The 14,684-nt window shown below is 69.2% G+C and carries 15 protein-coding genes and 1 rRNA gene; 15 read left to right on the plus strand and 1 reads right to left on the minus strand.

From position 1 onward, the window contains the following. The first annotated feature begins 21 nt into the window (after positions 1 to 21). From rrf to xerD, 12 genes are all read left to right on the plus strand, one after another. Positions 22 to 135, plus strand: a 5S ribosomal RNA gene (gene rrf / locus ACQI46_RS17735). Between the two features lie 123 nt (positions 136 to 258). Next, the gene (locus ACQI46_RS17740) at positions 259 to 1,080 is read left to right on the plus strand and encodes a tetratricopeptide repeat protein (RefSeq protein ID WP_427095344.1); all 822 of its coding nucleotides are present in this window, start codon (positions 259 to 261) and stop codon (positions 1,078 to 1,080) included. A gap of 1 nt (position 1,081) precedes the next feature. Beyond that, positions 1,082 to 2,080: an HAD-IIA family hydrolase gene (locus ACQI46_RS17745; protein WP_427095345.1), complete on the plus strand. Its 999-nt coding sequence runs from the start codon at positions 1,082 to 1,084 to the stop codon at positions 2,078 to 2,080. Positions 2,081 to 2,108: 28 nt separating this feature from the next. Further along, entirely contained in the window at positions 2,109 to 2,264 is a 156-nt protein-coding gene (locus ACQI46_RS17750; protein ID WP_427095346.1) for a hypothetical protein, read from the plus strand. A gap of 5 nt (positions 2,265 to 2,269) precedes the next feature. Beyond that, a complete protein-coding gene (locus ACQI46_RS17755) occupies positions 2,270 to 3,076 on the plus strand; it encodes a TlyA family RNA methyltransferase (RefSeq protein WP_427095347.1) in 807 nt (268 codons plus the stop codon). After that, a complete protein-coding gene (locus tag ACQI46_RS17760; RefSeq protein WP_427095348.1) occupies positions 3,073 to 3,996 on the plus strand; it encodes an NAD kinase in 924 nt (307 codons plus the stop codon). Before ACQI46_RS17755 ends, ACQI46_RS17760 begins: the two co-directional genes overlap by 4 nt. Next, positions 3,996 to 5,744, plus strand: coding sequence for a DNA repair protein RecN (recN, locus tag ACQI46_RS17765; protein ID WP_427095550.1), 1,749 nt, complete (start codon positions 3,996 to 3,998; stop codon positions 5,742 to 5,744). The genes ACQI46_RS17760 and recN overlap by 1 nt, the downstream gene beginning before the upstream one ends. Before the next feature lie 93 nt (positions 5,745 to 5,837). Further along, positions 5,838 to 7,022, plus strand: a complete 1,185-nt coding sequence (gene steA, locus ACQI46_RS17770) for a putative cytokinetic ring protein SteA (protein ID WP_427095349.1) — start codon at positions 5,838 to 5,840, stop codon at positions 7,020 to 7,022. Positions 7,023 to 7,032: 10 nt separating this feature from the next. After that, positions 7,033 to 7,974 carry a copper transporter gene (locus tag ACQI46_RS17775; RefSeq protein WP_427095350.1) on the plus strand — a complete coding sequence of 314 codons (942 nt, stop codon included), beginning with the start codon at positions 7,033 to 7,035 and terminating at the stop codon, positions 7,972 to 7,974. Between the two features lie 157 nt (positions 7,975 to 8,131). Then, positions 8,132 to 9,883 carry a CTP synthase gene (locus tag ACQI46_RS17780; protein WP_427095351.1) on the plus strand — a complete coding sequence of 584 codons (1,752 nt, stop codon included), beginning with the start codon at positions 8,132 to 8,134 and terminating at the stop codon, positions 9,881 to 9,883. Then, positions 9,840 to 10,511 (plus strand): NUDIX domain-containing protein, encoded by a 672-nt coding sequence (locus tag ACQI46_RS17785; protein WP_427095352.1) that lies wholly within the window; start codon positions 9,840 to 9,842, stop codon positions 10,509 to 10,511. The genes ACQI46_RS17780 and ACQI46_RS17785 overlap by 44 nt, the downstream gene beginning before the upstream one ends. A 17-nt stretch (positions 10,512 to 10,528) precedes the next feature. Next, positions 10,529 to 11,461 carry a site-specific tyrosine recombinase XerD gene (gene xerD / locus ACQI46_RS17790; protein ID WP_427095551.1) on the plus strand — a complete coding sequence of 311 codons (933 nt, stop codon included), beginning with the start codon at positions 10,529 to 10,531 and terminating at the stop codon, positions 11,459 to 11,461. Here xerD and ACQI46_RS17795 read toward each other — a convergent pair. Then, the gene (locus ACQI46_RS17795; RefSeq protein WP_427095353.1) at positions 11,458 to 12,207 is read right to left on the minus strand and encodes an O-methyltransferase; all 750 of its coding nucleotides are present in this window, start codon (positions 12,205 to 12,207) and stop codon (positions 11,458 to 11,460) included. The two genes, xerD and ACQI46_RS17795, sit on opposite strands and share 4 nt — an antisense overlap. A gap of 99 nt (positions 12,208 to 12,306) precedes the next feature. On the opposite strand from ACQI46_RS17795, the gene ACQI46_RS17800 reads away from it, so the two are divergent. The 3 genes from ACQI46_RS17800 to scpB are packed head-to-tail and all read left to right on the plus strand — an operon-like array spanning position 12,307 to position 14,683. Next, positions 12,307 to 13,203: a ParA family protein gene (locus ACQI46_RS17800; protein ID WP_427095552.1), complete on the plus strand. Its 897-nt coding sequence runs from the start codon at positions 12,307 to 12,309 to the stop codon at positions 13,201 to 13,203. Beyond that, positions 13,200 to 13,988 (plus strand): segregation/condensation protein A, encoded by a 789-nt coding sequence (locus ACQI46_RS17805; protein ID WP_427095354.1) that lies wholly within the window; start codon positions 13,200 to 13,202, stop codon positions 13,986 to 13,988. Before ACQI46_RS17800 ends, ACQI46_RS17805 begins: the two co-directional genes overlap by 4 nt. A gap of 8 nt (positions 13,989 to 13,996) precedes the next feature. Continuing rightward, entirely contained in the window at positions 13,997 to 14,683 is a 687-nt protein-coding gene (gene scpB / locus ACQI46_RS17810; RefSeq protein ID WP_427095355.1) for an SMC-Scp complex subunit ScpB, read from the plus strand. Position 14,684: the final 1 nt, after the last annotated feature.

The raw sequence follows: 14,684 nt of genomic DNA on the forward strand, positions 1-14,684 counted from the left end.
TCGAAAACGAGTGAATAAAGTTACGGCGGTCCATAGCGGCAGGGAAACGCCCGGTCCCATCCCGAACCCGGAAGCTAAGCCTGCCAGCGCCGATGATACTGCCCACCCGGGCGGAAAAGTAGGACACCGCCGAACACAAATTAGAAATCGCCCCCCGCGAATACGCGGGGGGCGATTTTCTTTTCAGTGCAATTCCGTGTGACTCACTGCAATTCACATTGATTGTGAGGCTCCCCAGAAAGCCCGTATCCTTTCTGCGTGGGACAAGACGATCAGCGCGGACGAGGCGACCGGCAACCGCGTCGCGGACCGGAAGCCGGCCGGCAACGGCCCCGCGGTGATCAACGGTCGGCGCCGCGCTTCTCCGGTCCTCGACGAGCCCGTCCGGCGCAGCCGAGATCCGACGCCGACGACGCGGCGCGGGGGCCTCGCATCCCCGACGACGTCGAGGCCAAGCAGCTCGCCCCCGACATCCGCGGTGAACTCACCACCTTGGACCGGCATACCGCCGACCTCGTGGCGCGTCACCTGGTCGCGGCCGGCGACCTGCTGGACGAGGATCCCGAAGCCGCGCTGGCCCACGCCCAGGCGGCTCGGGCCCGCTCCGGTCGCATCGCGGCCGTCCGGGAAGCCGTCGGCATCGCCGCCTATCACTGCGGCGACTGGGCGCAGGCGCTCGCCGAGTTCCGGGCCGCGCGCCGAATGGGTAGTCGCTCACCGCTTTTGCCGCTGATCGCGGACTGCGAACGCGGTATCGGACGACCGGAACGTGCCATCGAACTCGGCCGTAGCCCAGAGGCTGCCGCGCTCACCGGTGACGACGCCGACGAACTGAAGATCGTGATCGCCGGTGCGCGTTCAGATCTCGGTCAGCATCAAGCCGCGCTGGCCGTGTTGGCCACACCGGAACTCGATCCCTCGCGCACCGGGCAGACCGCGGCGCGGCTGTTCTACGCATACGCCGACACCTTGCTGGCTCTGGAGCGGACCGACGAAGCACTGCAGTGGTTCCTGCGCGCCGCCGCCGCGGACGTCGAAGGCGTCACCGACGCCGAAGATCGGGTCACGGAGCTGTCCTGACGTGACTTCACTTGCGCAGCAGCATGATTGCTTGCTGCTCGACCTCGACGGCACCGTGTTCCGTGGCCACGCACCGACCCCCGGGGCGGTGGAGACGTTGGCGACGGTGCCTGCGCGGGTCCTCTACGTCACCAACAACGCATCCCGCTCCGCGGCTCAGGTCGCCGGCCACCTCGGCGAGCTCGGCTTCACAGCCGCGCCCGACGACGTCGTCACCAGCGCGCAGAGCGCCGCTCGACTGCTCTGTGAACAATTGCCGGCCGGCGCCAAGGTGCTGGTCGTGGGCACCGAGGCGCTGGCCGACGAAGTGCGCGGCGTGGGTCTGGACCCCGTTCGCGAATGGGTCGACGAGCCCGTCGCGGTGGTTCAGGGCCACTCGCCGTCCACGGGCTGGCCCGACCTTGCCGAAGCAGCACTGGCGATCCGCAACGGGGCGCTGTGGGTCGCGGCCAACGTCGACAAGACGCTGCCCTCCGAGCGCGGTCTGCTTCCCGGCAACGGTTCCATGGTCGCGGCACTGCGCACAGCCACCGATCGCGAGCCCCAGGTCGCCGGCAAGCCCGCACCCGCACTGATGACCGATGCCCTGTCCCGCGGCGAGTTCCGGACCCCGCTGGTGGTCGGTGACCGGCTGGACACCGACATCGCCGGCGCGCGGGCCGCGCGGCTACCGAGCCTGATGGTGCTCTGCGGCGTGCACACCGCCGTCGACGCGGTGTGGGCCGATCCCGACCAGCGTCCGGACTTCCTGGCCGAGGATCTACGCGCCCTCACCGCTGAGGCCGACGTCCTGCGCGTCGGCCCGCAACCGGCGTGGCGGGTCGAGATCGCCGACACCACGGTCACCGTTCACGCGGCCGCAGCAGATGTCCCTGCGGATCCGCTCTCGGTGGTCCGCGCGATCGCGGCGGCGGTCTGGGCCGCCGAGCAGCGCCCGACGACGCTGGCCGCAGGAGATGACACGGCTCGCGAAGCCATGGCCCGGTGGTCGCTCGGATAAACCCGGATCGGCTAGCGTGAGCACCGACATGAGTACTGACCCCGACCAGATCCGTGCCCAGATCGCTGAGTTGCTCGGCGAGCAGACCGAACCGTCGGTGAGTGAACTCGATGACGTGGCCGCCCGCCTGGAGCAAGCCCACGACGTGTTGGTGCAGGCGCTGGAATCGGTCGAGAAGGGCTGATCCACGTGACGCGGCGCGCGCGTGTGGACGCCGAGCTGGTGCGACGCGGGCTGGCCCGCTCCCGCCAGCAGGCGGCAGAACTGATCGGAGCCGGTCGCGTCAGCATCGACGGCATGCCGGCCGCCAAGCCGGCCACCGCCATCTCGGTCGACGCGCGTCTGACCGTCGCGCCGGGCGAGAGCACCTGGGTGTCCCGCGGCGCGCACAAGCTGATCGGTGCCCTCGACACCTTCGACGTCAGCGTCGCGGGCCGGCGCTGCCTGGACGCCGGGGCCTCGACCGGCGGCTTCACCGAGGTCCTGTTACACCGCGACGCCCGGGAGGTGGTTGCCGTCGACGTCGGATACGGACAGCTGGCCTGGTCACTGCGCACCGACGCGCGAGTGACGGTCATGGAGCGGACCAACGTCCGCGAGCTGACCAGCGACACGATCGGCGGCCCGGTCGATCTCGTCGTCGCCGACCTGTCGTTCATCTCGCTGTCGACCGTCCTGCCGGCGCTGACTTCCTGCGCGTCGCCGACCGCCGATATCGTTCCGATGGTGAAACCGCAGTTCGAGGTGGGCAAGGAACGCGTCGGTGCGGGCGGTGTGGTCACCGACCCCGCGTTGCGCGCCGATGCGGTGGGCACCGTGGCCCGACGGGCCGGGGGGCTCGGATGGCACACCGTCGCGGTGACGGCCAGTCCGCTGCCCGGCCCCGCAGGCAACGTCGAGTACTTCCTGCACCTGCGCGCCGACACCGCCGCAGCGCTGACGGGCGCCGACCTGGACGCCGCGATCGGCAAAGCGGTCGAGGAGGGCCCTCAATGAGCGACGAGCGGACCATCCTCCTGGTCGTACACACCGGCCGCGAGGAAGCCACCGAAGTGGCCCGACGGGTCAAGAAAGTGCTCGGCGACAACGGAATAACGCTGCGGGTGCTCTCGGCCGAAGCCGTCGACCGCGGACCGGTCCCGTTGTCCCCGGACGACACCCGCGTCCTGGGCCCAGGCATCGAGGTCGTCGACGCCGATCAGCGCGCTGCCGGCGGCTGCGAGTTGGTGCTCGTCCTCGGCGGCGACGGCACCTTCTTGCGCGCGGCCGAACTGGCCCGCAACGTCGAGATCCCGGTGCTGGGCGTGAACCTGGGCCGCATCGGGTTCCTGGCCGAAGCCGAAGCCGAAGCCATCGATGCGGTGCTCGACCATGTCATCAACCGCGACTACCGCATCGAAGAACGGATGACGCTCGACGTGGCCGTCCGGGCGCAGGGCCAACTGCTCGACCGCGGCTGGGCGCTCAACGAAGCCAGCCTGGAGAAAGCGCCGCGCCTCGGGGTGATGGGAGTGGTCCTCGAAGTCGACGGCCGCCCGGTGTCGGAGTTCGGCTGCGACGGAGTGCTGGTGTCCAGCCCGACCGGATCCACGGCGTATGCGTTCTCCGCGGGCGGCCCCGTGCTGTGGCCCGATCTGGAGGCGATCATCGTGGTGCCCAACAACGCTCACGCACTGTTCGCGCGGCCGATGGTCACCAGCCCCGACGCGATCATCGCGATCGAGGTGGAAGCCGGCGGCCACGACGCCGTGGTGTTCTGCGACGGGCGTCGCGAGATGATCGTGCCGGCCGGCGGGCGCGTGGAAGTGACCCGGTGCGCCACACCGCTGAAATGGGTGCGGCTGGACAGCGCACCGTTCGCCGACCGACTGGTGCGCAAGTTCCGGTTGCCGGTCACAGGGTGGCGCGGACAGTAGTGCTCAACGAAATACGAATCGAGTCGCTGGGCGCCATCAGCGCCGCGACCGCGGAGTTCGACCGCGGGTTCACCGTGCTGACCGGCGAGACCGGCGCGGGCAAGACGATGGTGGTCACCGGACTGCACCTGCTCGGCGGCGCCCGCGCGGACGCGAGCAAGGTGCGGTCAGGCGCGCCGCGGGCGGTGGTCGAAGGACGCTTCGACACCTCCGACCTCGGTACCACCGCAACCGGACGCGTCGACGAACTCTTGGAATCCTCGGGAGCCGAACGCGACGACGATGGGACGGTCATCGCCGCCCGCTCGGTCAGCCGCGACGGACCGTCGCGCGCCTACCTCGGCGGCCGCAGCGTTCCGGCGAAATCGCTGAGCGAGTTCACCGGCGAGCTGCTGACCCTGCACGGACAGAACGACCAGCTGCGGCTGATCCGCCCCGACCATCAGCGCGCGGCCCTGGACCAGTTCGCCGCGGTCGACGGCCCGCTCAAGCGCTACCGCGCCGCCCGGGACGCCTGGCTGCAGGCCAAACGCGACCTCGAGGACCGTCGCCGCCGCACCCGCGAGCTCGCGCAGGAAGCCGACCGACTGCACTTCGCGCTCAACGAGATCGACGTGCTCGACCCGCGCCCCGGTGAGGACGCCGACCTGGTCGACGACATCCGCCGGCTCTCCGAGCTCGACGCGCTGCGCGACGCGGTCCAGACCGCACGCACGTCGCTGGCCGGGGACGACACGGTCGAGGCGCAGTCGGCGGCCAGCGCCGTCGGGTTGGCGCGCGCCGCGCTCGAAGGCACCGACGACTCGTTCCTCAAGGCCCTGGCCGAGCAGTTGGACTCCGCGCTGGCGGCTCTGGTCGACGTGTCCGGCGAGCTGGGTCGTTTCCTTTCCGAATTGCCCAGCGACGCCAGCGATCTGGAAACCAAGCTGACGCGTCAGGCCGAGTTGCGCACGCTGACCCGCAAGTACGCCGCCGACATCGACGGCGTGCTGCAGTGGGCCGGCGAAGCCCGCGAACGCCTCGGCCAGCTCGACGTCTCCGAGGAGACGCTGGGCGCGCTGGAGCGACAGGTCGAGGAACTGCAGGCCAAGGTCGTCGCCGCCGCACTCGAGGTCACCAAGGCGCGGGTGAAGGCAGCGCGCGGACTGTCGAAGGCCGTCACCGCCGAACTGTCGGGTCTGGCGATGTCCGGGGCCGAGTTCACCATCGCGGTCAGTCCGCTGCTCGCCCGAGTCGAGGACACCGCGCCGCTGCTGTTGCCGTCGGGTGACACCGTGCACGCGGGGCGCGACGGTACCGACGCCGTCGAGTTCGGTTTCGCCGCCCATCGGGGCACCGACATCCTTCCGCTGCACAAGAGCGCCTCCGGCGGCGAGCTGTCGAGGGTGATGCTCGCACTCGAAGTCGTGCTGGCGGCGTCCACAGAGGGCACGACGATGGTGTTCGACGAGGTCGACGCCGGCGTGGGTGGACGCGCGGCGGTACAGATCGGCCGTCGCTTGGCGCGGCTGGCCCGCACCCACCAGGTCATCGTCGTGACCCATCTGCCGCAGGTGGCTGCGTACGCCGATGTGCACCTGGTGGTCGAGAGCGGGGCCAAGTCGAGTCGAGTGGTGCGTCTCGACGAAGACCAGCGGGTGGCTGAACTGGCGCGCATGTTGGCCGGACTCGGCGAGTCCGACAGTGGTCGCGCACATGCCCGAGAGTTGCTCGACGCCGCGCGATCGGACCGGGAGAGCACCCCCTGATCGTGTGACTGGTGTGAAAAGAATGAACTAATGAGGCTGGTGTTACGGCGCGCCTCCGGCTGATCGGCGCCCGGTCTGGTCAGAATCTCGGGCATGAAGATGTCAGCGCTGCTATCCCGTAACGCCAGCACACGGCCGGGTATCACCGGCACCGCCCGAGTGGATCGCGACATCGATCGGCTGCTGCGACGCCTGACGCCGGGCGACATCGTCGTCATCGACGCCCTGGATCTGGACCGCATCACCGCCGACGCCCTCGTCGAAGCCAACGTCGCCGGGGTGGTCAACGCGTCGTCGTCGATCTCCGGGCGCTACCCCAACCTCGGTCCCGAGGTACTGGTCGCCAACGGCATCACGCTCATCGACGACACCGGGCCAGAGGTCTTCAAGAAGGTCAAGGACGGCGCCCGCATCCGCCTCAACGAGGGCGGCGTGTACTCCGGGGACCGCCGACTGGTTCTGGGCACCGAACGCACCGACGCCGACATCCATGAACTGATGCAGGACGCCAAGAGCGGGCTGGTCGCTCACCTCGAGGCATTCGCGGGCAACACCATCGAGTTCATCCGCAGCGAGAGCCCGCTGCTCATCGACGGCATCGGCATCCCCGACATCGACGTCGACCTCAACCGCCGCCACGTCGTGATCGTGGCCGAAGAGCCCCATGCCGCAGCCGATCTCAAAGCGCTCAAGCCGTTCATCAAGGAGTACCAGCCGGTGCTCGTCGGCGTGGGCACCGGCGCCGACATCCTGCGCAAGGCCGGTTACCGGCCCGCCCTGATCGTCGGAGACCCCGACAAGATCAGCACCGAGGCGTTGCGGTCGGGCGCCCAGGTGGTGCTGCCGGCCGACGCCGACGGGCATGCCGCCGGTCTGGAACGCATCCAGGATCTCGGCGTCGGGGCCATGACGTTCCCGGCCGCGGGTTCGGCGGCCGATCTGGCCTTGCTGCTGTGCGACCATCACGGCGCTTCGCTGATCGTCACCGTGGGACACAGCGCGAGCATCGAGGAGTTCTTCGACCGCAGCCGCCAGCAGAGCAATCCGTCGACGTTCCTGACCCGGCTGAGGGTGGGGGAGAAGCTCGTCGACGCGAAAGCCGTTGCCACGCTGTACCGCAGCCGCGTGTCGGGCGGCGCGATCGCGCTGCTCGTGCTGGCGATGCTGATCGCGGTCATCGCGGCACTGTGGGTGTCGCGCGCCGATGCAGCAGTGCTGGAATGGATCAGCGAGTACTGGAACCAGTTCCTGCTGTGGGCGCAGGGCCTGATCTCGTAAGGATCCTCCAGTGATTTCGCTGCGCACGCACGCCATCTCACTCGCCGCGGTCTTCCTGGCCCTGGCCATCGGCGTCGCCCTCGGTTCCGGTCTGCTGTCCAACACCGTGCTGTCGGGTCTGCAGGACGACAAACACGAACTGCAGGAACAGATCGACACGCTGACGGGTGAACGCAACGCACTCAACGAGAAGTTGGCCGCTGCAGCGGATTTCGACGCCCAGATGGCCCCGCGGATTCTCGCGGGCAATCTGCGCGACAAGTCGGTGGTGCTGTTCCGCACCCCGGAGGCCGACGACGACGACGTCGAAGCGCTGGTCCGCCTGGTCGGGCAGGCCGGCGGAAGGGTGAGCGGGACCATCGGCCTGACAACGCAATTCGTCGAGGCGCACGCTGCGGAGAAGTTGCTGTCGGTGGTCAACTCGCCGATCGTTCCGGCCGGTGCCCAGCTGAACACCGCGACCGTCGACCAGGGTTCCCAGGCGGGGGACCTGCTCGGCATCAGCCTGTTGATCAACAAGGATCCCCGGGCGCGGCCGGTCGACGACGCCGCCCGCGACACCGTCCTGAACACTCTGCGCGACGCCGGGTTCATCACCTTCGGCGCCGAACGCATCGGCGCCGCAGACACCGCGCTCGTCGTGACCGGCGGCGCGCTCGGTGACGACGCCGGCAACCAGGGCGCCACCGTCGCCCGGTTCACCGCGGGCTTGGCGCAGCACGGGTCCGGCACGGCACTGGTGGGCCGCGACGGCTCCGCGTCGGGCACCGCGGCCGTCGCGGTCGCGCGCTCGGACTCGGCCCTGAACAACGCGTACAGCACGGTCGACGACATCAACCGCGAGCCGGGGCGCATCACCGCGGTGCTGGCACTCGGCGATCTGCTCGCCGGCGGCAAACCGGGGCAGTTCGGCGTCGGCCGGGGTGCGACGGCGGTCACCGTCCCGCAGTGACGCGGCTGTGCGCGGCGTGCGGCGCCCGCGTGTCAGCGACGACTTGTCGGAGACGGTGTTAGGGTGGGGTTCCGTGGGTCGGCAGGCCCCGACACGGATTCGGACACGAGCCGAAACCAGCAATTAGAAGCCCTGCCCGTCGTCACGGAGGTTGCTCTTGCCCGCGCTACGCAAGCACCCGCAGACCGCCACGAAGCATCTCTTCGTCACCGGTGGCGTGGTGTCATCGCTCGGCAAGGGACTCACGGCTTCGAGCCTCGGTCAGTTGCTGACCGCTCGCGGACTGCAGGTCACCATGCAGAAGCTCGACCCGTATCTGAACGTCGATCCGGGGACCATGAACCCGTTCCAGCACGGTGAGGTGTTCGTCACCGAGGACGGCGCCGAGACCGACCTCGACGTCGGGCACTACGAACGCTTCCTGGACCGCGACCTGTCCGGGTCGGCCAACGTCACCACCGGTCAGGTGTACTCGACGGTGATCGCCAAGGAGCGGCGCGGCGAGTACCTCGGCGACACCGTGCAGGTGATCCCGCACATCACCGACGAGATCAAGCGCCGCATTCTCGAGATGGCCGAGGCCGACAGCAGCGGCAGCCGTCCGGACGTGGTGATCACCGAAGTCGGCGGCACGGTCGGCGACATCGAGTCGCTGCCGTTCCTCGAGGCCGCCCGCCAGGTGCGCCACGAGGTGGGCCGCGAGAACTGCTTCTTCCTGCACTGTTCGCTGGTGCCGTTCATGGCACCGTCCGGTGAGCTGAAGACAAAGCCGACGCAGCACTCGGTGGCGGCGCTGCGCAGCATCGGTATCCAGCCGGACGCGCTGATCCTGCGCTGTGACCGCGACGTGCCCGAACCGTTGAAGAACAAGATCGCGCTGATGTGTGACGTGGACGTCGACGGTGTGATCTCCACGCCCGACGCGCCGTCGATCTACGACATCCCCAAGGTGCTGCACCGCGAGGAACTCGACGCGTATGTGGTGCGCCGGCTGAATCTGCCGTTCCGGGACGTCGACTGGACGCAGTGGAACGATCTGCTGCACCGCGTGCACGAACCGCGCGACACCGTGCGGATCGCGTTGGTGGGCAAGTACATCGATCTCTCAGACGCGTATCTGTCGGTGGCCGAGGCGCTGCGCGCCGGCGGTTTCGGCCATCACGTCAGGGTCGAGATGCACTGGGTGGCCTCGGACGATTGCGAGACCGACGCGGGCGCGGCCTCCGCGCTGGCCGACATCGACGGCGTGCTGATCCCGGGCGGTTTCGGGATCCGCGGCATCGAGGGCAAGATCGGCGCGATCCGTTACGCCCGCCGCCGTGGCCTGCCGGTGCTGGGCCTGTGCCTGGGGCTGCAGTGCATCGTGATCGAGGCGGCCCGATCGGTCGGGATCGCCGAGGCGAACTCCGCGGAGTTCGACCCGGCCACGCCCGATCCGGTGATCTCGACGATGGCCGATCAGCGCGACGCGGTCGCCGGTGAGGCCGACCTCGGCGGCACCATGCGCCTCGGCGCCTATCCCGCTGTGTTGCAAGAGGATTCGATCGTCGCCCAGGCGTACGGTGCCACCGAGGTGTCGGAGCGGCACCGGCACCGCTACGAGGTGAACAACGCCTACCGCGAGCGCATCGCCGAGAGCGGGCTGCAGTTCTCCGGAACCTCCCCGGACGGTCACCTCGTCGAGTTCGTCGAGTACCCCGCCGACGTGCACCCGTTCATCGTGGGCACCCAGGCGCACCCCGAACTCAAGAGCCGGCCCACCCGTCCGCATCCGTTGTTCGTCGCGTTCGTCGGCGCTTCACTGGACTACAAGAACGCCGAACGCCTGCCGGTGGAGATCCCCGAGCACGCCGACATCTCCGCCAATGGCGCCGAGCACGCTCTCGAAGAGCTGCCGGTCCGTGGCTGACACCGGCCCCGGCAGTCACGACTTCACCGTCGAGGCGTCCGAGACCCTCCACGTCGGCAACATCCTGGCGCTGCGTGCCGACGAGGTCCGCATGCCCGGCGGCGGCACCGCCCGCCGCGAGATCGTCGAACACTTCGGGGCCGTCGCCGTCGTCGCGATCGACGACGACGCCAACGTCGTGCTGATCCACCAGTACCGGCACGCGTTCGGCCGACGGCTGGTGGAACTTCCCGCCGGTCTGCTCGATATGGATGGCGAGCCGCCCCACGTCACCGCCGCCCGCGAGCTGGAAGAGGAAGCGGGCCTGGCCGCGTCGTCCTGGCACACCCTGGTCGACCTGGATTCCGCGCCCGGTTTCAGCGACGAGAGCGTGCGTGTGTTCCTGGCCACCGACCTACGCGACGTGGACCGGCCGCACGCCGAGCACGAGGAAGCCGACCTCGAGGTGCGGCGCATGCCGCTCACCGATGCGGTGAAGAAGGTGTACGCCGGAGAGATCGTCAACTCGATCACCGTGGCCGGAGTCCTGGCCGCCTACGCGATGCCCGAGCTGGAGAAGCTGCGCGCCGTCGACGCGCCGTGGACCGATCGGCCCACGGCGTTGGCGCGTCGCAAGGGGCACCTGTGACGTCGACGTCGGTGCCGATGGCCCTCGACGGTCAGCTGCAGGGTTACCTCGACCACCTCGCGATCGAGCGGGGCGTGGCCGCGAACACCCTGAGTTCATATCGACGCGACCTGCGTCGCTATGCCGAGCATCTGTCGGCGCGGGGCATCGATGATCTGGCGGTGGTGGCCGAAGACGACGTCAGCGACTTCCTGGTGGCGTTGCGGCAGGGGGACCCCGACAACGGCGTCGTCCCGCTGTCGGCGGTGTCGGCGGCGCGGGCGTTGATCGCGGTCCGCGGACTGCACCGCTTCGCGGCGGCCGAAGGCATCGCCACGCTGGATGTGGCCCGCGACGTCAAGCCGCCGACCCCGAGCCGGCGACTCCCCAAGAGCCTGAGCATCGACGAAGTGCTCGCCCTGCTCGACGCCGCGGGTGGGGACAGCGAGACCGACGGACCGCTGACGCTGCGCAACCGCGCGCTGCTGGAACTGCTGTATTCGACCGGCGCCCGGATCTCCGAGGCCGTGGGTCTCGATGTCGACGACGTCGACACCCAAGCCCGGTCGGTGTTGCTGCGCGGCAAAGGCGGCAAGCAGCGGCTCATCCCGATCGGTCGCCCCGCCGTCGCCGCGCTCGATGCGTACCTGGTGCGGGGGCGTCCCGACTTGGCGCGACGCGGTCGCGGCACGCCCGCAATTTTCCTCAACGCGCGCGGGGGCCGCTTGTCGCGGCAGAGCGCCTGGCAGGTGTTGCAGGACGCCGCCGAACGTGCCGGGATCACCGCGACGGTGTCACCGCACGTGCTGCGCCACTCGTTCGCGACGCATCTGCTCGACGGCGGCGCCGACGTGCGCGTCGTGCAGGAACTGCTCGGCCACGCCTCGGTGACCACCACGCAGATCTACACGATGGTCACGGTCAGCGCGCTGCGCGAGGTGTGGGCCGGTGCGCATCCCCGCGCCCGCTAAGACCCCAGATACTCCGACTCCAGCACCAGGTCCGGCAACAGTGACTGGTACTCGACGTGCGTCTTGTGTTCGGTGGTGTCGAACAGCACGCCCTGCTGCTCGCGCATGAACGCCCGGTAGGCCGGGGCACCCGGCACACGCACGTTGTCGGCGACGACGATCGAACCCCGGTGCAGCCAGCCGCGGTCCAGGATGCTGCGCAGGTCCGACAGGTAGGCGTCCTTGCTGTGGTCGATGAACAGGAAGTCCACGCCGCCGGAGGCCAGGCCCTGGTCGCGGGCGAGTGCGTCGAGGGTGGTGCCGCCGTCGCCGATCGTGCCCACCACGCAGGTGACCCGGTCCTCGACGCCGGCGTGGGTCCAGATACGGCGGGCGACCTCGGCGTTGGCCGCGGACAACTCGACCGACACCACACGCGCGGATGGTGCGTTGCGGGCGATCCGCAGCGCGCTGTAACCGCAGTAGGTGCCCAACTCCAACGCCAGCGACGGCTGCGCGCGCACCACCGCGGCGTCGAGCAGCCGGCCCTTCTCGTCGCCGATGTTGACCAGCATGGCTTCCTGGCGGGCGAACCGGTCGATGGTGGCCAGCACGTCGTCGGCGTCGCCGCGGCGGGCGTGCATCTCGACGTACGCTGCGCACGCGGCTTCTCGACCGTCGCCGACCTGACCGGTCCGGACGAACGACGGCATGCCAGCGGCCAGCCGCAACCACCGCCAGAACGGCAAGTGTCGAGCCAGACTCATGCGGCTCAGCCTAAGCAGGTTGGCGCCTGTCTGCGGGTCTTCCTGACCAGCGCGATATCGGCCATTAGACTTGCCCGGATGTCCGCGACGCCCGAGGGGATGCCTGACCAGCAAGGGTCGCGCACGACCGACGACACCGGTCGCAGCGACACGCCCCCGACCCCCGGCCACACCGGCCGCATTCCGCGCGACATTCCCGAGCCCCCGGTGCGCACCACGCACGGACCGGCCAAGGTCATCGCGATGTGCAACCAGAAGGGCGGCGTCGGCAAGACCACCTCGACGATCAACCTCGGCGCCAGCCTGGCGGAGTACGGCCGGCGGGTGCTGCTGGTCGACCTGGACCCGCAGGGAGCGCTGTCGGCCGGGCTGGGGGTCCCGCACTACGAGCTGGACAGCACGGTCTACAACCTGCTGGTCGAACCGCGGGTGTCCATCGACCAGGTGCTGTTGACCACCCGGGTGCCGGGCCTGGATCTGGTGCCCAGCAACATCGATCTGTCGGCGGCGGAGATCCAGCTGGTCAACGAGGTCGGCCGGGAACAGTCCCTGGCCCGCGCCTTGTATCCGGTGCTGGACCGCTATGACTATGTGCTGATCGACTGCCAGCCGTCGCTGGGCCTGCTCACGGTCAACGGCCTGGCATGCAGCGACGGTGTGATCATCCCGACCGAGTGCGAGTACTTCTCGCTGCGCGGTCTGGCGCTGCTGACCGACACCGTCGACAAAGTGCACGACCGGTTGAACCCGAAGCTCGAGATCAGCGGCATCCTGATCACCCGCTACGACCCGCGCACCGTCAACTCCCGCGAAGTGATGGCGCGCGTTGTGGAACGCTTCGGGGATCTGGTGTTCGACACCGTCGTCACCCGCACGGTGCGTTTCCCCGAAACCAGCGTGGCCGGCGAGCCGATCACCACGTGGGCGCCCAAATCCACTGGCGCAGAGGCCTATCGAGCACTGGCGCGCGAGGTCATCCACCGGTTCGGCGCGTGAGCGAGACCGGCTTCCAGGTCCGGCTGAGCAACTTCGAGGGTCCGTTCGATCTGCTGTTGCAGCTGATCTTCGCGCACCGGCTCGACGTGACCGAGGTCGCGCTGCATCAGGTCACCGACGAGTTCATCGCGTACACCAAGAGCATCGGCTCGCAGCTGGGTCTCGACGAGACCACCTCGTTCCTGGTGGTCGCCGCCACGCTGCTGGATCTCAAGGCAGCGCGGCTGCTGCCCGCCGGCGAGGTGCACGACGAAGAGGACCTCGCGCTGCTCGAGGTGCGTGATCTGCTGTTCGCGCGGCTGCTGCAGTACCGCGCGTTCAAGCACGTCGCGCAGATGTTCGCCGAACTCGAGGCCGCGGCGCTGCGCAGCTATCCGCGGGCGGTGTCGCTGGAGGAGCGCTATTCGCAGCTGCTGCCCGAGGTGATGTTGGGCGTCGACGCCGACCGGTTCGCCCAGATCGCCGCGGCCGCATTCACGCCGCGCCCGGTTCCGACCGTCGGGACCGACCACCTACACCAGGTGGCCGTGTCGGTTCCCGAGCAGGCCGCCAAACTGATCGGGCTGCTCGAAGAGCGCGGCGTGGGACACTGGGCGTCGTTCTCCGAGTTGGTCGCCGACTGCGAGGTTCCGATGGAGATCGTCGGCCGCTTCCTGGCGCTGCTCGAATTGTTCCGTGCCCGGGCGGTAGCATTCGAGCAACCAGAACCGCTTGGAGTTCTCCAGATTTCGTGGACCGGCGAGCGGCCCACCAGCCAACAGTTGGCGACCGCGGACGCGGAATAGAAAAGACCATGACCGACGAATTTCCTGAACCGGCCGATAGTGGTGCGGTCGAAACCATGCCCGAGCTCGACGACACCGAGCTGGACAACGTGCTCGAGGCGCTGCTGCTCGTGGTGGACACACCGGCCACCGTCGACGCGCTGGCCAGTGCCACCGGCCAATCACCCGAGCGCGTGAGCGACCGGCTGCACGCCCTGGCCGGCGAGCTGGCCGCGCGCGACAGCGGGATCGAATTGCGCGAAGCCGGCGGCGGGTGGCGCATGTACACCCGCGCCAAGTACGCGCCGTACGTCGAGAAGTTGTTGCTCGACGGCGCCCGCTCGAAGCTCACCCGCGCCGCACTGGAGACCCTCGCGGTGGTGGCCTACCGCCAACCGGTCACCCGGGCCCGCGTCAGCGCCGTGCGCGGCGTGAACGTCGACGCGGTGATGCGCACCCTGGTGGCCCGCGGGTTGATCACCGAAGCCGGCACCGACCCCGACTCGGGGGCGGTGACATTCGCCACCACCGAACTGTTCCTGGAGCGGCTCGGACTGTCGTCGCTGACCGATCTCCCCGACATCGCGCCGCTACTGCCCGACGTCGATGTGATCGACGATCTGAGCGAAACCTTGGACGAGGAACCGCGTTTCATGAAACTCAACGGGGCGGCCACGGCCGAGACACCCGCCTCCATCGATGTGGACCAGGACTGAC

Source organism: Mycobacterium sp. SMC-4, from assembly GCF_050205565.1.
Lineage (GTDB): Bacteria > Actinomycetota > Actinomycetes > Mycobacteriales > Mycobacteriaceae > Mycobacterium.